Here is a 25,019-nt window from a genome sequence, read left to right as displayed (position 1 = left end):
GGCGGGACCGGCCCGCCCGGGATGAGTGAGGTCACGGCAGCCAATGACGGCACGGCACGACGGGTCCGGGCGGATGAGCCGGTTTGCCAGCGAGCTGGGCCTGCGCCGGCTGTTGCTGCCGCCCGTGGCGCTGGTGGCGCTGGCCGCCGGTCTGGTCATGCCGGACGGCAGGATGTCGGTCATCTGCGTCGCGGCCGGGCTGACGCTGCTGACGCTCTTCGCCATCCTGCACCTGCTGGCGCGCCTGCATGCGGCGCGCGGGCATGGCGATCTCTCGTCGCTGGCGGCTGTGCTGGCCGGGGATCCCGCCCCGGTGATCGTCACCGACAGCGAGCGGCGTATCCTGCATGCCAATCCCGCCGCGACGGCCTTCTTCGGCGTGGACCTGCGCGATACCCTGTCGGAGTCGCTGCACCACAAGCTGGCCAACCCGGTCGCCACCCTGCGCCGCATGCAGACGGTGGCGACATGCGGGGCCAGCGCGCAGGAAGACCTCGCCACCGGCACCGCAAGATTCCAGCTTGGCGTGCACCGGGTGGAGCCGGATCATTTCATATGGCGTTTCAATGGTCTGTCGGGCGATCTTCAAGCCGCGTCCGAGGATCGCGCGGCGCTGGTGACGGTTGGCCGCAGCAATTCGATCCTCTTCATGAACGAGGCCGCCCGCCATCTCGTCGGCGGTCGGCCCCGCAGCCTCGACAGCATGTTCGACACGCTGCCGATCAGGCCGGGCGAGGTGAACAAGCTGCGCGGCGTTGCGGGTATCGTCCCCGTGCTGGTGCTGGAACTGGCCGACAATGCCGGGCGGCGCGAATTGATGCTGCTGCCCCGCGGTGACAGCGCGGGCGAGACCGCGGAAAAACCGCCCGCCGACGGGCCGGCCTATTTCGACGACCTGCCGGTGCCGCTTCTGATGCTCGGCCCCGGAGGCCGGATCGAGCTGGCGAACATGCCCGCGCGCGACATGCTCGGGCCGTCCGGTACCGCCGGGGCGCAGCTGTCCGACGTGATGGAGGGGCTGGGCCGCTCCCTGACCGACTGGCTGGACGAGGCGGCGGCGGGGCGTGAGCCGACCCATTCGGAATTCCTGCGCCTGTCGCATCCGGACCGCGAATCCTACGTCCAGGTCACGCTGAAACGCATGCCGGGCGAGCATGAGGCGCGGCTGCTGGCCGTGCTCAGCGATGCGACCGAGCTCAAGACGCTTGAGGCACAGTTCGTCCAGAGCCAGAAGATGCAGGCCATCGGCCAGCTGGCCGGCGGTGTCGCGCATGACTTCAACAACCTTCTGACCGCAATTTCAGGGCATTGCGACCTGCTCTTGTTGCGCCACGATCCCGGGGATCAGGAATATGGCGACCTCATCCAGATCAATCAGAACGCCAATCGCGCCGCATCCCTCGTCGGCCAGCTGCTCGCCTTCTCGCGCAAGCAGACCCTGCGCCCCGAGGTGCTGGACCTGCGCGATACCCTGTCCGACCTGACCCATCTGCTGAACCGGCTGGTGGGCGAAAAGGTGACGCTGAGCCTGTCCCACGATCCGTTGCTGCGCACGATCCGGGCCGACAAGCGGCAGCTGGAACAGGTGCTGATGAACCTGGTGGTGAACTCGCGCGACGCCATGCCGAACGGGGGCGAGATCCGGATCGTCACCGAATCGCTGCGCCTGTCCCGGCCGTTGAAGCGCGACCGCGCCGAGGTGGCGGCAGGCGAATATGTCTCGGTCCGGGTCATCGACACCGGGCGGGGCATTCCCGCCGACAAGCTGACCAAGGTCTTCGAACCCTTCTTCACCACCAAGCGGATCGGCGAGGGCACCGGGCTGGGCCTCTCGACCGCCTATGGCATCGTCAAGCAGACCGGCGGTTTCATCTTTGCCGACAGCGAACCGGGGCAGGGCACCTGTTTCACTCTGTTGTTCCCGGTCTACGACCCCGCGCTGCGGGTTGACGAGTCCGATATTGTCGACCAGCCCGAGGTGCAGCACCCGGTGCACACCAAACTGGATGCCGGCATGGCCGAGGGCGTCGTGCTGCTGGTGGAGGACGAGGCGCCGGTGCGCGCTTTCGCCTCGCAGGCGCTGCGGTTGCGCGGCTATACGGTGCTGGAGGCGGAGAGCGCCGAGGAAGCCCTGAAGACCCTGGAGGACGGCGCCCTGAACGTCGACATCTTCGTCACCGACGTGGTGATGCCGGGCATGGATGGCCCCAGCTGGGTCAAGATCGCGCTGCAGCACCGGCCCGGGGTGCGCGTGGTCTTTGTCTCGGGCTATGCCGAGGACAGCTTTGGCGACGCCCAGGCGCAGATCCCGAATTCCGTCTTCCTGCCCAAGCCGTTTTCGCTGAAGCAGCTGACCGACACGGTGCAGCGGCAGATGCACTGAGGGCCGGGCTCAGGCGATGCCCTCGTAAAGCTCGAACTCCGCCGCGCATTTCCGGCGGTACTTGGCCTCGACCGCGGGGGACAGAGCGACAGGTATCTCGGGCGAGACGTTCTCGCGGGCGAGGGTGATCGGTCGCTCCAGCCGCTCTTCGAGGAAGGCCAGAAGTTTCGGCTGATCCTCGTAGCGGAACAGCAGGTCGATGCTGGTGCCGTTCGGCTGCGGTTTCAGAAAATTCGCCTGGCTGCCGACATTGGCGAATGCGGGCGGCTTGCCCTGGCAATAGGCCTCGACGAAGTCGTCGAAGCTGATGCCGTGGGTCGCATTGGCCTTGCCCTCCATGAAGGGCCGCTGGCGGTACCGCCACCAGGAGCCGAGCCACGAGATCGGCTCACGCACCACGGCCATCGTCTGGATATCGGGCGAGACAAATTTTTCCAGCGCCGGGCGAAAGAAGCGGTTGTACCGGTAGATCGGCGCATGTTTCAGATCGGGCGGATCCTGCACCCAGATCGCCGCACTTGGCCCAAGCGCCGTCTCGATCGCCGTGGTCCCCGTCTTGGGGATCGACAGGATCACCAGTTTCGCCTTTGAAAAGACCAGCATTTTCCGCCCGTTGCCTGATTTCCTCCGCCGTAAACTACAATTTAACCGTTGCGGGCAAAAGATGGCGAGCAAAGAAATAGATTGAAATGTTCTCTTTTTGGTCCTATCAGGACGAGAACAAGAGGCGAACATCGGCAGTCATTGCCACCCGGCGACGGGTATGAAAAAAGGATGTCAAGAATGGCAACGGCAGATCTTCTTTCCATGGACAGCAAGCGCGACGCGAACAAGCAGAAGGCCCTGGATTCGGCGCTCGCACAGATCGAGCGGCAATTCGGCAAGGGCTCGATCATGAAGCTGGGCGGTGACAATCCGTTCAAGGATATCGAGGCGACATCGACCGGCTCGCTGGGCCTGGACATCGCGCTTGGCATCGGCGGGCTGCCCAAGGGCCGGATCATCGAAATCTACGGCCCGGAAAGCTCGGGCAAGACGACGCTGACGCTGCATTGCGTGGCCGAGGAACAGAAGAAGGGCGGCGTCTGCGCCTTTGTCGACGCGGAACACGCGCTGGACCCGACCTATGCCAAGAAGCTGGGCGTCGACCTCGACGAGCTGCTGATTTCGCAGCCCGACACCGGGGAACAGGCGCTGGAGATCACCGACACGCTGGTCCGTTCGGGCGCCGTGAGCCTGGTGGTTGTCGACTCGGTGGCGGCTCTGACCCCCAAGAGCGAGCTTGAGGGCGACATGGGCGACAGCTCGGTCGGCGTGCATGCCCGCCTGATGAGCCAGGCGATGCGCAAGCTGACCGGCTCGATCTCGAAATCCAACTGCATGGTCATCTTCATCAACCAGATCCGGATGAAGATCGGCGTGATGTTCGGCTCTCCCGAAACCACGACCGGCGGCAACGCGCTGAAATTCTATTCCTCCGTCCGCCTCGACATCCGCCGTATCGGCGCGATCAAGGACCGGGACGAGGTCGTGGGCAACCAGACCCGCGTCAAGGTGGTCAAGAACAAGGTCGCCCCGCCGTTCAAGCAGGTGGAATTCGACATCATGTATGGCGAGGGGATCTCCAAGACCGGCGAGCTGCTGGACCTGGGCGTCAAGGCTGGCGTGGTCGAAAAATCCGGCTCGTGGTTCTCTTACGGGGACGAGCGGATCGGACAGGGGCGCGAGAACGCCAAGAACTACCTGAAGGAAAACACCGGCATCGCGATCGAGATCGAAGACAAGATCCGTGCGGCCCACGGGCTGGAGTTCGGCATGTCCGACGAGGACGAGAAAGACGTGCTGGAGGACTGAGGCGGCATCCGCCCAGCCTGGAAGCCAGGTCTGAAACGACAGGGGACGGTCCATCGGGCCGTCCCTTTTTCATGTCGGGCAGGGCCCTGTCGGGACGGGGCGCGGGACGGTGATACGCTGCCGCGGCCCTGGTGGGGCCCGACAGCCAGAAAGGTGCTGCCGTCCGGCCCCCCGTCGTTGGGGTCTCGCCCGGCGGCGGAAAATGGTGTACTGAGGATGTGCTTTAAGCGTTTGCCGCCGACATGCGGCGAAACCGGGGGTCTGACGACCGGCAATGGGTAAGGAATTCCGCCATACTCATTTGCCCGGATCGGGGGCAGCATAGCGGTAGGATGCGCGAGGAATTGAAGCCCCGGGGGACGCCGGGATGACTGAGCCGAAGGGATTGATTTTCTGGGCGCCAGACGTCTATGTTCTTGTTGCACATAATAAAGACACGACTTGTTCAAAATCTGATTTACCAAAACTCATCCGGACCACCGCCCGCGTTTCCAGAGCCGGCGTACACCAGACCCACCGCGATTTCGATCACGTGATCACAGAAAGGATTTCCCATGGCCACCCCTGTTGAATGGCTTGCACCGTTCGTGGTGAACACCGGCACTGCCGACATTCCCTTCTCGATAGAAGAGCCCAGGATCATCGGCCTTTCCAACGGCAACATCCTCATCGCCTGGGAGGAGGGTGGCACCGACGGCGTCGAGTCGCAGGACGGAACCGGGATCATCGGCAAAATCTACGACGCCGAAGGTAACGTCGTCGTGGATTCCTTCGTGATGAACGTGAGCTCGACCGAAGACGACGAAGGCGAGTTCGATGTTGCAGCCACCAACGACGGCGGCTTCATCCTGGTCTATCGCGAACCCGAAACCGTAACGTCCACGGAACTCCATTGGGAACGGTTCAATGCGGCCGGGGTCAACACCCATCTACAGAGGTTTGCCATTGAGAGCGTCGCCAACGACGATCTGCGCGACCCGCAGGTTGTCGTCGACACCTTAACAAACGAATCCTACGTGACCTACACGCGCAACACCGGTGGTGACGAGAACATCATGGCGGTCAGGATCGGTGCCACAGGCACGGTCATTGCGCCGGAATTCGAAGCCGGTCAGAATTCGAACGATTTCGATCGCCGTAGTGACGTGGCGCTTCTGACCAATGGCAACATGGTCTCGGTCTATGAAGAAGAGGATGCCGGCGGCACCAGCCTCGAGTTCCAGATCCGCGACTCAGCCGGCGTACAGGTCGGCGTGACTAGCTCCGTTTCAGCCGGGCCGGCCAGTGATCCGCATGTCGCCGGCCTGGCCGGAGGCGGTTTTGCCGTTACATGGGAGCAAAATTCCCAGGTACTGACTGCCGTCTTCAACGAAGTTGGCGGGCTGGTTGCCGCGCCCTTCATCGTATCCGGCGCGGTCGGGTCCGGCCAGAACGAGCCCGAGATCGTTGGCCTTCCGGACGGTGGGTTCGTCATTATCTGGGATAACGACGTCAGCCCCTTTTCCATCAAGGCTCGGGCCTTTCTGGCCAACGGCGCATTCGATGGCAATGAAGTCACGGTTGTGGAAGGCGCCTGGTCCCGGCCCACAGTCGGGGTGACGGGCGACGGGCGCATCCTCTTTGCCTGGGATACGGGCGCAAATATCGAGGCGTCGATCTGGGATCCGCGCGAAGGCACGATCGAAGGGGCGGATTACAACTCCACGCCGCGCAACTTCGTCGACACACATGTCATCACCTCCGGCACGACGGATTCAGTAGTGAACGGCGGCAATCTTGACGAAGAGATCTTTGGCCAGGCCGGTGACGATTCGCTCAATGGCAACTCGGGCTCTGACACGATTCACGGCGGTGCCGGGAATGACACGATCACGGGCGGCTTAGATGTGGACTCGCTGATGGGTGACGGCGGTGACGACCTCTTCATCCAAGAGGACGGAGCATTCACCGACAACATCGACGGAGGCGCCGAAATCGACACGCTCGACGCCAGTGCGGTCATCACCGCATTCGAAGCGATCAGCATCACCGTCGCGTCGGACAACACCGGGACATGGACAGGGTTCGGCGGTACGCTGCAGTTCGACAACATGGAGCGCGTGATTGCCACCCAGGGAGATGACACGATCACGTCGCTCGACGGTGGCCTGATCTTCATCGACGGCCAGGACGGGAACGACTCGATCACAGGCGGCTCGGGCGCCGAGAGGATTTTGGGCGGTATCGGGAACGACACCATCGCCGGCGGTGGCGGGGCCGACACGATCATAGGCGGGGACGGCAACGACCTCATCATTTTCAACGCGGCGAATGACAACTCCACCCTCGACTCTGTCGACGGCGGCATCGGAGTCGACACGATCCGCCTGCAAGGGGCCGGGATCTTCGATTTCTCCGACGTCTCGATCGACTTTGCATCGATCGATGTGTTTCAATTCACAGCCGGGGCGATGACGCTGCGCCTGTCGGCGGGTGAATTGGATGCTGCGAACGAAATCCTTCCTGACGTCTTGATCGACGGCGCCGACGGGTCCGGCACCGACCTCATCGAGATCTCGATGGACTACGTCGAGTTGTTGAATATCAACGGTTGGCAGTTCCAGGACTGGGATAATTTCGAATCCGAACACATCACGATCTTCGGCGATGGAAGCAACGAGGACATCGTCGGGACCAACGTACGGGATTCGATTGTCGGCGACGCGGGCAACGACACGCTTGCGGGCCGGTCGGGTGACGACACGCTGCTGGGCGGCGACGGCAACGATACGCTGGACGGTGGCAACGACAACGACAGCCTGTCCGGTGGCAACGACAACGACACATTGAACGGCGGTGCGGGCAACGACACGCTGGAGGGCGACGCGGGCATCGACAGCCTGATCGGCGCCAATGGCAATGACGAGCTGCACGGCGGCGCGGGGGGCGACTTCCTCAACGGCGGGGCGGATATCGACATGCTGTTCGGCGACAGCGGCGAGGACACGCTGGTCGGCGGCAGCGGCGCGGATCTGCTGGACGGCGGTGGAAACGGCGACATCGCCAGCTACGAGACGGCGGGCGCGGCCGTGCAGGTCAGCCTGGCGAATCCGGGTGTGAATACCGGCGATGCCGCGGGTGACACCTTCATCTCGATCGAGGGCCTGCGCGGGTCGCAGTTTGACGACACGCTGACCGGCGACAACACCGAGAACGTGATCGAGGGCGGCAACGGCGGTGACAGCCTGTTCGGCGCTGGCGGGAACGACACGCTCGACGGCGGCAGCGGGCTGGATTTCCTGCAAGGCGGCGGCGGCGATGACAGCCTGATCGGTGGCGACAACAACGATACCCTGCAGGGGGGCGCCGGCGCTGACGCCCTGCTGGGCGGGGCCGGGATCGACCTCGCCACCTACGAGGACGCAACTGCCGGAGTGCTGGCCGACCTGCAGTTCCCGAACGCGAACACCGGCTTTGCGGCGGGCGACACCTTCGGGTCGATCGAGAATCTGAACGGGTCGTCCTTCGACGACAACCTGCGCGGAAATACGGGCGACAACCGCATCCGCGGGTTGGACGGAGGCGATCAGATCTTCGGCCGCGCCGGGAACGACACGCTCTTTGGCGAGGCCGGGAATGACTTTCTGTTTGGCGGCATCAACGATGACGAGCTGAACGGCGGCGCCGACAACGACGTGCTGAATGGCGGCACCGGGGGCGATGCGCTGAATGGCGGCGCCGGCATCGACCGGGCGGTCTATGACGATGCCACAGCCGGGGTGGTCGCCAACCTGACCAATTCGGCGCTCAACACGGGCGATGCGGCGGGCGATACCTATTCGTCGATCGAGAACCTGACCGGATCGAATTTCAACGACACGCTCAGCGGTGACGGGGCCGACAACGAGATCCGCGGCCTGTCCGGCAATGACACGATCAACGGTCTTGGCGGCAACGACACGCTGTTCGGCGAGGCCGGGAACGACTCCCTGCTGGGCGGCATCGGCAGCGACGACCTGCGCGGCGGGGCCGATGACGACGTTCTGGTCGGCGGCGACGGCGGCGATATCCTGAACGGTGGCGGCGGCATCGACCGGGCCGATTACAGCGACAGCGCCCTTGGGGTTATCGCCGACCTCCAGTTCTCGGCCCTGAACACCGGCTTTGCCGCGGGCGACACCTATGTCGGCATCGAGAACCTGAGCGGCACCAACGCCACCGACAATTTGCGCGGCGATACCGGTGACAACCTGATCCGTGGCCTGGGAGGCGACGACCAGATCCAGGGCCGGAACGGGGCCGATACGCTCTTTGGCGAAGGCGGTGTCGATTTCCTCTTCGGCGGCCTGCTGGACGATGAGCTTTTCGGCGGATCCGAAGACGACGTGCTGACCGGCGGCAGCGGGGCAGACCTATTGAACGGCGGCAGCGGGATCGACCGCGCGATGTACAACGACAGCGCGGCGGGCCTGACGGTGAACATGGCCAATGCGGCACTCAACACCGGCATCGCGGCGGGTGACACCTTCATCAGTGTCGAGAACCTGACCGGGTCGGAATTCGCCGACGTGCTGCGCGGCGATACCGGGGCCAACGATATCCGCGGCCTCGGCGGCTTTGACCTGATCACCGGCGCTGCGGGCAATGACTCGCTCTTCGGGCAGGATGGCAACGACACGCTGGAAGGCGGTGCCGATGCGGACGACCTGCGCGGCGGCGCCGGGGATGACGACCTGATCGGCGGCGTCGGGGCAGACATACTCTTTGGGGGCGGCGGGGCTGACAACTTCATCTTCGACGTGCTCGACGGGGTGGCCGATACGGTTGGCGACTTCGTTCTGGGCACCGACATGGTGGGGCTGGACAGTTCGGTCATGACCTCGCTCACCCCCGGAGCGCTGCCCGCGGGCCAGTTCGCCACCGGGTCCGCGGCCGATGCCAATGACTTCATCATCTACCAGGTGGCCAGCGGGCGTCTCTTCTACGACGACAACGGCAATGGCGCGGGCGGGCTGACGCTGCTGGCGGAGTTCACCGGCGCCCCGGCCCTGACGGCGGCGGATTTCTTCGTCTTCTGACAGAGCGGATCGGACACCCTAAGACAACGGCGGCGGGGCTTCGGACCCGCCGCCGTTTGCGTTCCGGCACAGCCTGCCGGCGCCCGGTCCGGACGGGCTGAGATTGCGCGCGGCTCTCACCGGCGCGCCCGAGCTGACGGTGGCGGATTTTGTCGCCTTAAGGGCGACCTGTGGCCCCGCTCCGGTGTCTCATGGGTGGCGGCGTGACTGGCGGCCGGCTGTCAGGTGGGGCGGTAAACCAAAATAAATCAATGACTTGGTTCCGGGTATGGAATTCCCCTATTCCGGATTTCCTCAGGTCACTGCTAGTCTGCCCATGCAATGCATTTTTCGCGCCGCCCATGACGCGGTTGCCGCGACAGATATTCCGATTACCAAAACACATTTGAAAGGACCGTCGATGGCCTGGACCGCGAACATCCTGACAAGCTCCGATTTCATCTTCCTCGGCGTCGACGGCTACTTTGCCCAAGGCCAGATCTTCGGCCCCGATGCGCCGGTCGTGGACCCGCTGACCACACCCAGCAGCACACAGGTCACCTTCCTGGCGGACACGACCTTTCAGGGCCGGATCACCTTCTTCGGGACCGGGCTGACCCTCGGCTCTGCGCCTGTGGCGGGGGGCGGCACGGTCCCGGTTTTCACCAGCGGCACGATCACCGGCTTTTCGGTCCAGTTCAACGAAGCCCGGCACGCGGTCTGGCAGACCGGCGCGGCCGGGTTTGCCTCCGAACTGGATTTCCAGGCCGCGCTGGCGGCGGCCTCGCTGCGCAGCAACCTTGTGGCCGTGGGCACGGTGGATACGGGCGCGATGTCGGCCGCGGCCCTGGGCACCGCCGTCGCGACCGCCTTCGGCAGCGGGAATTTCTCGCCGCTGCAGGCGCTGCTCGACACGATCCCGATGGCCTTCACCGGGAATGGCGCCGACAACAGCCTGCTGGGGCAGGGCGGCAACGACGTGCTCAGCGGGCTGGGCGGGATCGACCGGATCGACGGGCAGGGCGGCAATGACCTGATCGACGGTGGCGACGGCGACGACGGCTTTCTGATCGGCGGTCTTGGCAACGATACGATCTATGGCGGCGCCGGGAACGACGGCAACATCTTCGGCGACAACCCCGACGGCTCCGGCGCGGGGGCCGATGTGATCTTTGGCGGGCTGGGTGACGACAACATCAATGGCGGCCGTGGCAACGACCTGCTGCTGGGGGAGGAGGGCGACGATGGCCTGGACGGCGGCGAGGGCAGCGATACGCTGATCGGCGGCGCCGGGGCCGATGCGCTGAACGGCGGTATCGCAGGCGTGCCGGGCGACGTGGATGTGGCCAGCTACCAGACCTCGACGACGGGGCTGGTGATCGACCTGTTCAACCAGCCCCATCAGGTCGGGTATCTGTCCACCGGCGACGCGCAGGGCGATATCTTTGTCAATATCGAGGCGGTGCTTGGCTCTGCCCACAACGATACGATCTACGGGTCGAACCTGTTTGACGATCTGCTGATCCTCGATGGCGGGGCGGGGGACGATTTCATCGCGGGCTTTGGCGGGAACGACACGCTGACCGGCGGCACGGGTGACGACACGATCACGGGCGGCGCGGATATCGACACCGCCGTCTTTGCCACCGCCCAGGCCGATTTCAGCTTCCTCGCCGCGGGGGCGGGGTTCTACGCGATCTCGGCCAGCGAGGGTGTGGACTACCTGGCCGAGATCGAATTCGTGACGATGGCCGGTGTGACGGTTTCGGTTGCCGCGCTGACAGCGGATACGCGCACGCTGGTGGTGGCAAGCTCGGCACCGGACAGCCGCGTGATGACGGCGGCGGACGAGATCTATTTCGGCAGCACCGGCGGCGACACGGTGGATGCCGGGGCAGGGCACGACCTGCTCATCGGCAACGAGGGGGCGGACAGGCTGGACGGCAATGCGGGGTTCGACGAGATCCACGGAGGCTCTGGCAACGACACGCTGATCGGCGGGATCGGTCAGGACACGCTGGACGGCGGCACGGATGACGACCTGCTGATCGGCGGCACGGGGCCGGATATGCTGATCGGCGGCAGCGGCATCGACACCGCGTCTTACGAGGATGCGGGCACCGGCGTGCGCGCCGACCTGCAGTTCCCGGCGCAGAACCTGGGGTTTGCGGCGGGCGACACCTATTCCGGGATCGAGAACCTGACCGGATCGGCCCATGACGACAACCTGCGCGGCGATACGGGCGACAACGTTCTGCGCGGCCTGGGCGGGAACGACCAGCTGCATGGCCGCAACGGCGCTGACGTGCTGTTCGGCGAGGCGGGAAACGATTACCTCTTCGGCGGCCTGCTGGGCGATACCCTCAACGGCGGGGCCGGAAACGACATCCTGACGGGCGGTTCGGGCGGCGACGTGCTGAATGGCGGCGGCGGGATCGACCGGGCGCTCTACAACGACAGCGCGGCGGGCCTGACGGTGAACCTGGCCAATGCGGCGCTCAACACCGGGATCGCGGCCGGGGACAGCTTCATCGGGATCGAGAACGTCACCGGCAGCACCTTTGCCGACGTCCTGCGCGGCGATGGCGGCGCGAACGAGATGCGCGGCCTGGGCGGATGGGATCTGCTGAACGGCGCGGCCGGGAACGACACGCTGTTCGGCCAGGACGGCAATGACACGCTGGAGGGCGGCGCGGGCGAGGACGATCTGGCGGGCGGCGCGGGCAATGATACGCTTGCGGGCGGCGTCGGTGCGGATTCACTGGCCGGCGGGGGCGGGGTGGATACCTTTGTCTTTGACGTGCTGGACGGTGCGATGGACAGGGTCGCGGATTTTGTCCCGGGTACGGACCGGATCGCGCTGGACAGTGCGGTCATGACGGCCTTGTCGCCCGGGGCGCTTCCTGCGGGCCAGTTCGCCACCGGCGCGGCAGGCGATGCGAACGACCATGTCATCTATGCCGCCGCCACCGGGCGGCTTTACTACGATGCCAACGGCAACGCGGCCGGCGGGCTGACGCTGCTGGCCGAGATCGCCGGGGCGCCGGTCCTCACCGCCGCCGATTTCCTGGTGCTGTGAGGGCTCCGCGCCCGCCGGTCAGTGCTGGCGGGCGACCTGGCGGGGCCCGCCACCGCCCTTTCCACCGCCCTGTCCGCCACCGCCCTGCCTCTGATTTTGGGCCATCTGGCGCATGGCATTGCCCATCATGTCCACCCAGATCAGGGTCAGTTCGGTCATCCGGTCAACGACATGGGGATCGGGGGGCGTGACGGGTTCCTGTGCCTGCGCGACGGCCTTGTCCAGCGCATTGCGCAGGACGGGCCCGCCAAAGAACTCGGCGTCGCAGCGGTCTGCGTCGGCGCCGTAAATGTCGCGCACCTGCGCGGCCAGCGCGGGGTCAAGCTGCAAGGCGTCAGAGACGAACTTGCCCGAGGTTTCGAGGTTGTGGGCGAAACGCTGCAACATGTTGGCGCGTTGCTGGTTCTGTGCGGGGTTCTGCTCGCGCAGGCGGCGGGTGACCTCGCGCATCAGCGCCAGCGCCTCGGCCCCGAGAGAACTGTTGGCATCGGGGATCTTCTCGACCTTGACGGTGTTGCCGGTGCCCGCCACGCAGGCGGTCAGGAAATCGTGCACCACGCACTGGCCCTGCAGGTCCGACCGGATCATCGGGCGCACCGAAACCCGGTCCGCCCCGAAGGTATCGCGCCACGAGATCAGCCGATCGGCATAGTCGAACCGCTTTTCCTTCTGCACCTGTTCGAGGAACTCCGGCAGTTCGCCGTTGAACAGCCCCTGCTTGATGTTCTGGGCATAGCCCGACAGCAGGCGCGCGGCATGCGGGCGGACATATGCAACGATTTCGAGGGTATCCAGGGACTCCGGCAGGAACTGTTCCAGCGCCGCGCGGACATCGCCGGGGGCGGTGAATTCGAACCGTTCGGACGAGACCACCAGGATGTCGGAGTCGTTCGAGCGGAATTCATCGCCCAGGCGGCCCCAGGCGCGGTCGCGGAATTGCCGGGCCTGGTCCATGTGCAGCGAGTTCGACAGGCGATGGTGGTTCAACGCTTCCGGGCGGCCGGCGGTGGCGTATTTCAGCCGGACCGGCGTGCCGCCGCTGATGGTGTAGCTGCCCGCGGCAAGCACGGACTGGATGGCGGTGCTTCCGGACTTGCAGTCTCCGATATGCAGGACGAGACGTGTCATTGCGGGTAACTCCGTTGGGAAAATTGGCCAGGGCGCAGCATGAAACGGATCTCGTCGGTCTTGAAGCCAAGCGCCATGGGCCTGCGCAGCCCCGGCAGCAGGGCGACGTCGTAAAGTTCGCTGACGACGCCGCGCAGTTCGATGCGATGCTCGATCTCGCCGGTGTCGATGTTGACGGCGATGATGCCGCAGATCGGCGACTGTTGTGCGGCCGCCAGCCGTTCGTTGAGTTCGAGACCCTCGAAGGTCTTGTCCTGACGCGGGCCCGACAGCCCGATCAGCGCGTGGCGGCCGGTAAAGCTCAGCCCGCGGGCAAAACCCTGCAGGTCGCAGACCTTTTCGAACCTGCCGCTGGCGCGGTCGATCCAGCCGAATTCGCCGCGCCCGCTCTGGATCACCCAGAGCCGGTCGTCGTAGAGCCGTGGCGAATGCGGCATCGACAGCCCGTCGGCCACGATCTCGCCCGACGGCACCTCCAGGATCACACCGCCGTCGCGGCGCCGGTCGGACCAGCCGCGCTGAAAGTTGGTCATCGCCACGCAGGTCACGTATTTCGCCACGCCGTCCTTGAACGCGGCGCCGTTCATGTGGCAGCGGTCCTCGGGCACGATGACGTCGATGAACGGGGGTTTCCACAGCGGGACAAAGCTGCTGCGCTCGTCGACCGTGGCCAGGCAGTTGCACCGGGTGGCGACAAAGACCGGGCGGCCGTCCGGCCCCTGGGTCATGTCGTGTACGTCGATCTCACCTGTGGTGTGGCCGGTGACCGGGACGAAGACGCCGTCATAGCCGTTGTGCTGCTGCCCGGGGTCCAGGAAATTCTCCATCCGCCAGATCTGGTAGAGAGAGCTCATCCAGATCGTGCCGTCCGATGTGCCCAGTCCCATGCAGCGCGGGAACGAGCGTTCGAAGACCGAGACCCGGCCCTGCTGGTTCACCCCGACAAAGAAAAGTTTCCCAGCCTGGTAGGTCGAAAAGATGATCGAGACGTCTGAGTCGTACAGGAACCTCGCCATCCCCGCCGATTCAAAAATCTCGATCGGTTTGCCGCTCTGGGGGCCGGGTGCGCCCGGTGCCGCGGGGGCATAAGAATCGGGTCCGTAACCGGGATTCTGCGAATTCAATGACATTCTCCAATAGCTGGTGGGATCGCACAGGAAAAACTTCTGATATTCAAGCCTAGATTTCTTGCAAGTTTTCGGATCTACTATCGGCAGTTCATTCAGATTCCGCAGCTCATTTTGCGACCATTGATAGAGGCCATGCCATGAAGCATTTCGTCGGAACATCTTTCACTGCGTCGTTTGGAACCAAGGCCGGCGCCGACGTCACAGCCATCGGGGATTTCAACGGGGATGGCATCGAGGATTTCGCCGTCGGAATGCCCTATTTCGACGTGCAGTACACGGGGCGGAATTACACCTACCTCTTCTACAGCACATACACCCTCACATACACCTACACATACACCAATACGCGCCAGGATGCGGGCGCTGTGGCGATCGTGTTCGGCACCGCCGAGGGCCTGCCCACCCAGATCGACCTGGAGAATATGACGCCCGACCAGGGTTTCCTGATCGGTGGCGCAAACTACTATGGCTCGACCGGGTTTGCGGTTGCGGGGATCGGCGATGTCAATGGCGACGGTCTTGCGGATGTGCTGATCGGCGCGCCCTACAGCGACGGCAATCCGACGCCTTCCTACAATACGGGTCGCGCCTATGTGGTCTTTGGCGATGCCACGCCCAACGTGCAACCGGCCACGGGAATCTTTGACCTGCACTACATGACGCCCGGCGAAGGGATCGTCATCGCCGGTGGTCAGCCGGGTGTGGCCGCGGGCTTCGAGGTGGTGCGCGTCGGCGACTTCAACGGCGACGGGATCGAGGATTTCGGCATCGCCTCTGCCTATGGCGAAGCCGGCTATGCCTACGGGGATTACAACTACATCGGCCAGGGCAACCTGCTGATCGTCATGGGCGACGGCAGCGGCGGCCTGCCGTCCTACATCGACATCAGCGCGCCCCCGCCGGGTTCGGTGATGATCGAAAACGTAGGCCTGCCGACTTATGGCTATGGCTATAACACGTCCTTCAACCCGACCGATTTCGGGACCCGCGCCGACGGTGGCGGAGACTTCAACGGCGACGGCTACGACGATCTGATCATCGCGGCCCAGCGTGCCGCGTTCAAGACCTACACGCCGAGCTATGTCTACTCCAGCTACTTCTACACCATCGGTGGGGTTTCATACACCAACATCTACACCTTCACATACTACCCCTTGACGATCGAGTACTCAACCGGGGCAGCCTATATCGTGTTCGGCGACCATGTCGCGAACATCGGGTCCACTATCACCGTCGATTTCCTGAACGGCACTGACGGTGTCATATTCTACGGCAATGCCGGTGAGCGAGTCGGCTCCGACGTGGCAAGCCTGGGGGACATCAACGGCGACGGGTTCGACGATTACATCGTGGGCGCGGCAGATGCCAAGTCACTCATTCCGAACACCTACACCTACACCTACACGTACTCGCTGGGCTACTATGCCTATCAGGCGGGTGGCAACTACACGAAAAGCTACTCTTTCTACACAGTTTTCCAGACCTACGTACCCTACACTTACACATATGGTGGTGGCGGGTACTCGCTCTTTGGAACTTATACCTACACAAACTTCAACTACGTTGGCTCGGGCAATGGTTCCTACACCAACAAGGGCACCACCACGGCTCAGAACACGACTTACTACTCAAGGGGTACCGGTCGGGCCTATGTCATTCTGGGGCAGGGCGGCCCGGTGCAGGCTTTGCTGCGGCCTGGCGACCTGAACTCGGCCTTCGGCTTCATCATCGAAAATGACAGCGTCGGTCAGTTCCTTGGTCAAGGGGTAGGCGGCATCGGCGACGTGAACGGTGATGGCTATGACGACATGGCCGTTGTGGACGAGGTCTATCTCGGCGCCGGCGGCTCCTATGACGCGACCCGGATCAACGTGATCTTCGGCGGTCCGACAGCCCCCACGAGCGGGTTCAACATCGCGGATATCGACGGGTCCAATGGCTTCCAATTGATCATCCCGACCGGTGGCGTCATTTTTGATCCCCTGAGCAGGCTGTCAGGCGGTGATTTCGACGGGGACGGTTTCGACGACATTGTCTTCGGTTACATGCGGAACTACGGTTCCGGGTACTCCGACTTTAACTTCACCGAGGTGCTGACAGGCGGATCAAACGCGCGCTTCGCGGCGCTCGACGGCCTGGACGGCTCTGTCGACGGCAAAATCGCCGCCCAGTTCATCGGCGACGGGGTTCAGGTCGGCGATACCACCAATGACGAGATCACCACCGACGGCGTCACCTACCTTGTGTTGGGCCTGGCCGGAAATGACACGATCGAGGGCAGTGGCCAGACCGGGATCGAGATCAATGGCGGTGGCGGCATCGACATGGTCAGCTACGAGGACGCCGCTGGCGGCCTGACAGCGGACCTGGCCAACAACGCCAACAACACCGGCGCCGCGTCTGGCGACACATTCATCAGCATCGAGGACCTGCGCGGGACAGCGTTTGCGGATACGCTGCGCGGCAATGGCGGCGCGAACCTGATCCAGGGCCTCGCCGGTGATGACGAGATCGAAGGCGGCGGCAACAACGATACGCTTGCGGGCGGGGCCGGCAACGACTTCCTCAATGGCGGCACCGGCAACGACCGGCTCGTCGGCGGGAACAACGACGACACGCTGCTTGGCGGCGCCGGGGCGGACGATCTGTTGGGCGGCGGCGGCATCGACCTTGCCAGCTACGAAGACGCGGCCACCGGTGTACGGGCCGACCTGCAATTCCCGAACGTGAACACGGGCGATGCGGCGGGCGACACCTACGACTCGATCGAGAACCTCAACGGGTCAGGCTTCGCCGACAATCTGCGCGGCGATACAGGTGACAACCGGATCCGCGGCCTGGCGGGCGACGACCAGATCTATGGCCGCGCCGGAAACGACACGCTGTTCGGCGAGGCCGGCAACGACTACCTGTTCGGCGGCATCAACGATGACGAGCTGAACGGCGGCGCCGACAACGACGTGCTGAACGGCGGCATCGGGGCCGACGCCCTGAACGGCGGCGGCGGCATCGACCGGGCAGTCTATGACGACGCTGCAGCCGGGGTGGTCGCCAACCTGACCAATTCGGCGCTCAACACCGGCGACGCGGCGGGCGACACCTATTCGTCGATCGAGAACCTGAACGGGTCGAACTTCAACGACCTGCTCTCGGGTGACGGCAACAACAACGAGATCCGCGGCCTGTCCGGCAACGACACGATCAACGGTCTTGGCGGCAATGACACGCTGTTCGGCGAGGCCGGGAACGACTCGCTGGTGGGTGGCATCGGCAGCGACGACCTGCGCGGCGGGGCCGATAACGATATCCTCGTCGGCGGCGCCGGCGGCGATATCCTGAACGGTGGCGGCGGCATCGACCGGGCCGATTACGATGACAGTGTGATCGGACTGACTGTCGACTTGCAGTTCGCGGTGCAGAATACCGGGATCGCGGCAGGCGACAGTTACATCGGCATCGAGAACCTGAACGGGACCGCCTTCAACGACGACCTGCGCGGCGACGCCGGGGCCAACCTGATCCGCGGCCTGTCCGGCGACGACCAGATCCTCGGCCGCAACGGGGCCGATACGCTCTACGGCGAAGGCGGGAACGACAACCTCTTCGGCGGGCTGCTGGATGACGATCTCTACGGCGGGGCGGACAACGATGTGCTGACCGGCGGCAGCGGGGCAGACATGCTGAACGGCGGCAGCGGGATCGACCGTGCGATGTACAACGACAGCGCCACGGGCCTGACGGTGAACATGGCCAATGCGGCGCTCAACACCGGCATCGCGGCCGGGGACACCTTCCTGAGCATCGAGAACCTGACCGGTTCTGAATTCGCCGATGTGCTGCGCGGCGATACCGGGGCCAACGACATCCGCGGCCTCGGCGGCTTTGACCTGATCAACGGCGCTGCGGGCAATGACACGCTCTTCGGTCAGGATGGCAACGACACGCTGGAAGGGGCCGCGGGAGACGACGAGTTGCGCGGCGGCGCCGGGGACGACGACCTGGTCGGCGGCATCGGGGCAGACATACTCTTTGGCGGCGGTGGGGCTGACAACTTCATCTTCGACGTGCTGGACGGTGTGGCCGATACGGTTGGCGACTTCGTTGTGGGGACAGACATGGTGGGGCTGGACAGCTCGGTCATGACTTCGCTCACCCCGGGCGCATTGCCCGCGGGCCAGTTCGCCACGGGTGCGCCGGCGGATGCGAACGACTTCATCATCTACCAGGTGGTGAGCGGGCGCCTCTACTACGACGACAACGGCAACGGCGCGGGCGGCCTGACCCTGCTGGCCGAGTTCACCGGCGCCCCGGCCCTGACAGCGGCGGATTTCTTCGTCTTCTGACGGGCGGACCGGACACCGGGCCTGAGCGCCGCCGCCGGACCCCGGCGGCGGCGTTTCCCGTTGCGCGGCCCGCGCGGCGGGGGCCACGCCCGGGGTCTGACCGTCCCGGACCCAAGGAATGCACCACAAGGCGGATCCGGCCACCTCTACCGGTGGACAGCCGCCGCGCGCATCGCTAAATCGGGCAGACCAGAGGCCCACCGGGGACGGAACTCATGCAGACGCTCAACGACATCCGCTCGACCTTTCTGAGCTATTTCAAGCGCCAGGGGCACGAGGTCGTGGCATCGAGCCCGCTCGTGCCGCGCAATGACCCGACGCTGATGTTCGCGAATTCGGGCATGGTGCAGTTCAAGAACCTCTTCACCGGGGTCGAGACCCGCGATTACACCCGCGCCACCACAGCGCAGAAATGCGTGCGCGCCGGGGGCAAGCACAACGATCTGGACAATGTCGGCTATACCGCCCGGCATCATACCTTCTTTGAAATGCTGGGGAATTTCAGCTTCGGGGATTATTTCAAATCCGACGCGATCCCCTTTGCCTGGGAACTGGTGACCAAGGAACTGGGCATCCCCAAGGACAAGCTGCTGGTCACCGTCTACAAGACGGATGACGAGGCCGCCGCGATCTGGAAGAAGGTTGCGGGTCTGTCCGACGACCGCATCATCCGCATCGGCGACAAGCCCGAGGGCGGCAGCGACAACTTCTGGCAGATGGGTCCGACCGGCCCCTGCGGCCCCTGCACCGAGATCTTCTTTGATCACGGCGACAAGTTCTGGGGCGGCCCTCCGGGAAGCCCGGAAGAGGATGGCGACCGGTTCATCGAGATCTGGAACCTCGTCTTCATGCAGAACGAACAGTTCGAAGACGGCAGCATGCGCGCGCTGGAAGCCCAGAGCATCGACACCGGCATGGGCATCGAACGGGTGGCCGCGCTGTTGCAGGGCACCAATGACAACTATGCCACCGACCTGATGCGCTCGCTGATCGAGGCCAGCGCCCATGCCTCCAGCACCGATCCCGACGGGCCGGGCAAGACGCATCACCGGGTGATCGCGGATCACCTGCGCTCGACCTCGTTCCTGATTGCCGACGGGGTGATGCCCGCGAATGACGGGCGCGGCTATGTGCTGCGCCGGATCATGCGACGCGCGATGCGCCACGCCCACCAGCTGGGGGTGCAGGATCCGCTGATGCACCGGCTGGTGCCCGCGCTGGTGACCCAGATGGGCGCCGCATACCCCGAGCTGCGGCAGGCCCAGAGCCTGATCGAAGAGACGCTGCTGCTGGAGGAAACCCGCTTCCGCCAGACCCTGGACCGGGGGCTGAAACTGCTGGATGACGAGCTCACCCGCCTGCCCGACGGGGCCAACCTGCCGGGCGAGGCCGCGTTCAAGCTTTACGACACCTTCGGGTTCCCGCTGGACCTGACCCAGGACGCCCTGCGCGAAAAGGGCCGCGCCGTGGACACCGCAGGCTTTGACGCCGCCATGAGCGAGCAGAAGGCCAAGGCCCGCGCCGCATGGTCCGGTTCGGGCGAGGCGGCCGACAGCCGCATCTGGTTCGAGATCGCCGATGACTACGGCACCACCGAATTCCTGGGCTACGACACCGAAAAGGCCGAGGCGCAGATCCTTGCCCTCGTCGCCGAGGGCGGGCTGACGGACAGTGCCACCGGCGCGGTGCAGATCGTGGTGAACCAGACGCCGTTCTACGGCGAGTCCGGCGGCCAGGTCGGCGACACCGGCACCATCGTGACCGAGACCGGCAAGGCCAGGATCACCGATACGAAGAAGGCCGCCGGCGTCTTCATCCATTTCGCCGAGGTGACCGAGGGCACGCTGTCCAGGGGCCAGTCCGCCGTGCTGGAGGTCGACCATGACCGCCGCGGCATGATCCGCGCCAACCATTCGGCCACGCACCTGCTGCACGAGGCCCTGCGCGAGGCGCTTGGCGATCACGTGGCGCAGCGCGGATCGCTCAACGCGCCCGACCGGCTGCGTTTCGACTTCAGCCATGCCAAGGCGCTGAGCGCCGAAGAGCTTGCCCAGGTGGAACGCGAGGTGAATGCCTTCATCCGCCAGAACACCCCGGTTGAGACCCGGATCATGACGCCGGACGACGCGCGCGGAATCGGGGCGCAGGCGCTGTTTGGCGAGAAATACGGAGACGAGGTGCGCGTGGTCTCGATGGGCCGCAAGGACACCGGCAAGGGGCAGGACGGCCAGACCTGGTCGATCGAGCTTTGCGGCGGCACCCATGTGGGCCGCACCGGCGATATCGGGGCCTTTGCCCTGACCTCGGAAACCGCCTCCTCGGCCGGGGTGCGCCGGATCGAGGCGCTGACGGGGCAGGCCGCGCTGGCCGAACTGCGCGGCCGCGACCAGTCGCTTGCCGCGATCGAGGGGATGCTCAAGGCCACCGGCGCGGGCGCTGTCGACCGGGTCAGGGCGCTGCTCGACGAACGCCGCGCGCTCGGCAACGAGGTTGCGCAGCTGCGGCGCGAGCTGGCGATGTCCGGCGGCGCCGGGCAGGGCGGCGGGGCCGAACCTGACGTGGTGAACGGGGTGAAATTCCTCGCCCAGGTCCTCAGCGGCGTGTCCGGCAAGGACCTGCCCGCGCTGATCGACGAACACAAGGCGCGGATCGGCTCCGGCGCCGTGCTGCTGATCGCCGAATCCGACGGCAAGGCCGCCGTGGCCGCGGGCGTCACGCCCGACCTGACGGCGACGCTGTCGGCTGTCGACCTGGTCCGCGCCGCCGTGCCCGCGCTTGGCGGCAAGGGCGGCGGCGGGCGTGCCGACATGGCGCAGGGCGGTGGCCCGGATGCCGCCAATGCCGATCAGGCCATCGCGGCCGCGCGTACCGTTATCGGAGGTTAAGACATGCCCGCACTCTGGATCGCCCATGTCATCGTCACGGACGAAGAGGCCTATGGCAAATATGCCAAGCTCGCCGGTCCGGCGATTGCCAAGCACGGCGGGCATTTCATCGCCCGCGCCGCGCGTTACGTGCAGCTGGAAGGCCGCGACCGGCCGCGCAACGTGGTGGCCAAGTTCCCCTCGGTCGAGGCGGCCGAGGCCTGCTATCACTCGCCCGAGTATCAGGAGGCGCTGAGCCATGCGCGCAATGCCTCGGACCGGGATCTGGTGATCGTCGAAACCACCGAATAAGGGCGGGCCGGCCCGTCAGGGCCTTCCCTCGCCATACGGGTGGAGACCCGCGCGCTCGCCGTCCGGGGGCGTCCCGGGCGTTCGCTATTCGGGCTGACGTCCGTATGGGCGGGTCCCGGTCTATCAGCCGGGCGCGCAAGACCCGGGCTACCGCCCGTGCCTCAACGTTCCGGCAGCAGCCCCCTGGGCGCGAAGCGCAGCACCACCAGCAGGACCACGCCCATGGTCAGCAGCCGCATATGCGCGGCGCTGTCCAGCAGATGCGCCTTGACCGGCCCGTCCGACATGCCCGATGTCACCAGCTCCAGGAACCACAGCCCCATCGGTTCGACCTGCACCCAGAGGAACCAGATCAGGAACCCGCCCAGCACCGCGCCGAAGTTGTTGCCCGATCCGCCCACGATCACCATCACCCAGATCAGGAAGGTGTAGCGCAGCGGCTGGTAGGAGGCCGGCGTGAGCTGGCTGTCGAGCGTCGTCATCATCGCCCCCGCGATGCCGCAGATCGCCGAGCCGAGGATGAAGATCTGCAGATGCCGCCCGGTGACGTTCTTCCCCATCGCCTCGGCCGCCGTCTCGTTGTCGCGGATCGCGCGCATCATCCGCCCCCAGGGCGATTTCAGCGCCAGCTGCGCCAGCACCAGCAGCACCACCAGCACCACCGTGAACAGCCCGGCATAGAGCGTCTTGACCCAGAGCGTCGAGGCCGTCACCGGGTCGAGCCCCAGCCCCTGCGCGCGTTCGACGAAGCTGGCGGATTGCTGCAGGTTGATCTCGTAGGGCACCGGGCGGGGGATGCCAAAGACGTTCTTGACGCCGCGCGTCAGCCAGTCCTCGTTCTTCAGCACGGCGATGATGATCTCGGCGATGCCCAGCGTGGCGATGGCCATGTAATCGGATCTGAGGCCAAGCGCCGTCTTGCCGATGATCCAGGCCGCGCCCGCCGCCAGCAGCCCGCCCACCGGCCAGGCCATCAGGATCGGCAGGCCCAGCCCGCCCAGGTTGCCCGCCGAGGCCGGGTTGATCGCCTCGACCGCCGCGACCCCGCCGTCAAAGATCCAGCGGTAGACAAAGAACCCCGCGACCAGGATCGCCAGCGTCGCCAGGCCCCGGTATCGGGTCAGCCGCCTGAGCGCGACCGCCGCCAGCGCGATGACGCCCCCGGCAAAGATCAGCGCCGCCACGATGCGCCAGCCCCCGGCGGCCCAGGCCTCGGGGATCGGGGCGGTGCCGACCAGCACCGCCGCCAGCCCGCCAAGCGCGACAAAGCCCATCACACCCACGTTCAGCAGGCCCGCGAAGCCCCATTGCAGGTTCAGCCCCAGCGACATGATGGCCGAGACCAGGCCCATGTTCAGGATCAGCAGCGCCGAATTCCAGCTTTGCATCAGCCCGGTCGCCACGATCATCAGCGCCACCAGGCCAAACAGCATCGCGCCCCGCATCGTCCCTCTCATACCGATTTCCCCCGGAAGAGGCCGGTCGGCCGGAACAGCAGCACCACCAGAAGGATGACGAAACTGACCGCGAACTTGTAATCGGTCGACAGCAGCTGGACGAGGGCCGATGGCTCAAGGCTTTCGGGCAGCAGGTAGCCCAGCACCTTCTTCCAGGCATAGGTCACGGTGACCTCGGAAAAGGCGATGACGAATCCGCCCGCGATGGCGCCCACCGGGCTGCCCAGCCCGCCCACGATGGCGCTGGCAAAGATCGGCAGCAGGATCTGGAAATAGGTGAAGGGTTTGAACGACTTGTCCAGCCCGTAGAGCACGCCGGCCACGGTTGCCAGCGCCGCCACGATCAGCCAGGTCACGCGCACCACACGCTCGGGGTCGACGCCGGACAGCAGGGCCAGGTCCTCGTTGTCGGAATAGGCCCGCATCGACTTGCCGGTCCGCGTGCGGTTCAGGAACCAGAACAGCACCGCCACCACAAGGGCCGCGGTCACCAGCGTCAGCAGCTGTGTCGATTTCAGCGCCAGCCCCTCGTCCAGCCCCGACCATTGCTTGAATTCCCGGGCCGAGATCACGAAGCGGGCGCCATCGGCAAAGCTCTGATCGTCAGGCCCGATGATGAAGCGGACAAGGCCGTTCATGATGAACATCACCCCGATAGAGACGATCATCAGGATCACCGGTTTGGCCCGGACCTCCCGGTAAAAGCGATAGACGGCCCGGTCGGTCACCAGCACCATGACGGCACAGGCGGCGATGCCCACGGGCAGGGCCAGCAGCGCCGTCGGCAGCGGCCCCAGCGACACGCCCGCCGCCTGCAGCGCCCAGGTCACCAGGATGGTGATCGTGGTGCCAAAGGCCATCGTGTCGCCGTGGGCGAAGTTGGAAAACCGCAGGATGCCATAGACCAGCGTCACGCCAAGCGCGCCAAGCGCCAGCTGCGCGCCATAGGCCGAGGCGGGGATGATCACGAAATTCGCCAGCGCCACCAGCGCGTTGAGCAGGTCGGTCACTGGGTCACCTCGCAATGCAGGATCTCGATCTCGGCGCTTGGCGGCGCGCCGGTGCCGCTGTCGGTGATCTGGCGCAGCCACAGGGCGCTGTCCTCGCCGGTCAGGCTCAGCGCATGCAGGCGCCCGGGGCCCGGGCTCCAGGAAAAGGGCCCGATCCGCGACAGGGCGCGGGCCGGCATCGCCTGGCCCCGGTCGACGATCACGGTGTAATCGCCTGCGCCCTCGGCATCGGTCTCCATCGGCGCGATGGCGAAACGGACCGCCCCCTCCGCCGCCTCGCAGGCGCCGCCCCCCAGGCAGGAGGTGACGAACGCGCAATCCAGCATCAGCCGCGCCCCCTCGGCGGCGGCGCCCCCGGCCAGCAGGGCGCTCAGCAGCAGCCCCGCCACCAGCCCGCGCGGGGCAATGTGATCCCGCATGCCC

13 protein-coding genes are annotated in these 25,019 nt (G+C 65.4%); 7 read left to right on the top strand and 6 right to left on the bottom strand.

Features of this window, described 5'->3' with window-relative positions:
- Positions 1–43 precede the first annotated feature (43 nt).
- Entirely contained in the window at positions 44–2,383 is a 2,340-nt protein-coding gene (locus GLS40_RS05560; RefSeq protein ID WP_160381736.1) for an ATP-binding protein, read from the top strand.
- A 9-nt stretch (positions 2,384–2,392) separates the two neighbouring features.
- Here the strand turns inward: GLS40_RS05560 and GLS40_RS05555 are convergent, their stop codons facing one another.
- Positions 2,393–2,986, bottom strand: a complete 594-nt coding sequence (locus GLS40_RS05555; protein ID WP_160381735.1) for a sulfotransferase family protein — start codon at positions 2,984–2,986, stop codon at positions 2,393–2,395.
- Positions 2,987–3,166: 180 nt separating this feature from the next.
- Here GLS40_RS05555 and recA point away from each other — a divergent pair, with 180 nt between their 5' ends.
- The 3 genes from recA (at position 3,167) to GLS40_RS05540 (ending at position 12,352) form a co-directional block, all read left to right on the top strand.
- Complete coding sequence (recA, locus tag GLS40_RS05550) at positions 3,167–4,237, top strand: recombinase RecA (protein ID WP_160381734.1); 1,071 nt, start codon at positions 3,167–3,169, stop codon at positions 4,235–4,237.
- A 554-nt stretch (positions 4,238–4,791) separates the two neighbouring features.
- Positions 4,792–9,294, top strand: coding sequence for a beta strand repeat-containing protein (locus tag GLS40_RS18095; protein ID WP_160381733.1), 4,503 nt, complete (start codon positions 4,792–4,794; stop codon positions 9,292–9,294).
- 400 nt (positions 9,295–9,694) lie between these two features.
- Positions 9,695–12,352, top strand: a complete 2,658-nt coding sequence (locus GLS40_RS05540; protein ID WP_160381732.1) for a calcium-binding protein — start codon at positions 9,695–9,697, stop codon at positions 12,350–12,352.
- A gap of 18 nt (positions 12,353–12,370) precedes the next feature.
- On the opposite strand, the gene GLS40_RS05535 is transcribed toward GLS40_RS05540, so the two are convergent.
- Both GLS40_RS05535 and GLS40_RS05530 read right to left on the bottom strand, forming a co-directional pair.
- Entirely contained in the window at positions 12,371–13,480 is a 1,110-nt protein-coding gene (locus tag GLS40_RS05535) for a hypothetical protein (RefSeq protein ID WP_160381731.1), read from the bottom strand.
- On the bottom strand, positions 13,477–14,610 hold the full coding sequence (locus GLS40_RS05530) for a TIGR03032 family protein (protein WP_160381730.1): 1,134 nt from the start codon (positions 14,608–14,610) through the stop codon (positions 13,477–13,479). The genes GLS40_RS05535 and GLS40_RS05530 overlap by 4 nt, the downstream gene beginning before the upstream one ends.
- Before the next feature lie 137 nt (positions 14,611–14,747).
- On the opposite strand from GLS40_RS05530, the gene GLS40_RS05525 reads away from it, so the two are divergent.
- The 3 genes from GLS40_RS05525 to GLS40_RS05515 all read left to right on the top strand — a co-directional run bounded on the left by GLS40_RS05525 (position 14,748) and on the right by GLS40_RS05515 (position 22,129).
- The gene (locus GLS40_RS05525; RefSeq protein WP_160381729.1) at positions 14,748–18,953 is read left to right on the top strand and encodes an FG-GAP repeat protein; all 4,206 of its coding nucleotides are present in this window, start codon (positions 14,748–14,750) and stop codon (positions 18,951–18,953) included.
- A gap of 215 nt (positions 18,954–19,168) precedes the next feature.
- A complete protein-coding gene (gene alaS / locus GLS40_RS05520; protein WP_160381728.1) occupies positions 19,169–21,838 on the top strand; it encodes an alanine--tRNA ligase in 2,670 nt (889 codons plus the stop codon).
- A 3-nt stretch (positions 21,839–21,841) separates the two neighbouring features.
- Positions 21,842–22,129, top strand: coding sequence for a DUF1330 domain-containing protein (locus GLS40_RS05515; RefSeq protein WP_160381727.1), 288 nt, complete (start codon positions 21,842–21,844; stop codon positions 22,127–22,129).
- Positions 22,130–22,290: 161 nt separating this feature from the next.
- Here GLS40_RS05515 and GLS40_RS05510 read toward each other — a convergent pair whose 3' ends face one another.
- The 3 genes from GLS40_RS05510 to GLS40_RS05500 are packed head-to-tail and all read right to left on the bottom strand — an operon-like array spanning position 22,291 to position 25,015.
- The gene (locus GLS40_RS05510) at positions 22,291–23,586 is read right to left on the bottom strand and encodes a branched-chain amino acid ABC transporter permease (protein WP_202075914.1); all 1,296 of its coding nucleotides are present in this window, start codon (positions 23,584–23,586) and stop codon (positions 22,291–22,293) included.
- A complete protein-coding gene (locus GLS40_RS05505) occupies positions 23,583–24,596 on the bottom strand; it encodes a branched-chain amino acid ABC transporter permease (RefSeq protein WP_160381726.1) in 1,014 nt (337 codons plus the stop codon). The genes GLS40_RS05510 and GLS40_RS05505 overlap by 4 nt, the downstream gene beginning before the upstream one ends.
- On the bottom strand, positions 24,593–25,015 hold the full coding sequence (locus tag GLS40_RS05500; protein ID WP_160381725.1) for a hypothetical protein: 423 nt from the start codon (positions 25,013–25,015) through the stop codon (positions 24,593–24,595). Before GLS40_RS05500 ends, GLS40_RS05505 begins: the two co-directional genes overlap by 4 nt.
- Between the last annotated feature and the right edge of the window lie 4 nt (positions 25,016–25,019).

It is taken from the genome of Pseudooceanicola pacificus, from assembly GCF_009789075.1.
GTDB classification, from domain to species: Bacteria; Pseudomonadota; Alphaproteobacteria; order Rhodobacterales; family Rhodobacteraceae; genus Pseudooceanicola; species Pseudooceanicola pacificus.
The sequence above is the reverse complement of the archived record's forward strand: the minus strand, read 5'-3'. Positions and strand labels throughout refer to the sequence as shown.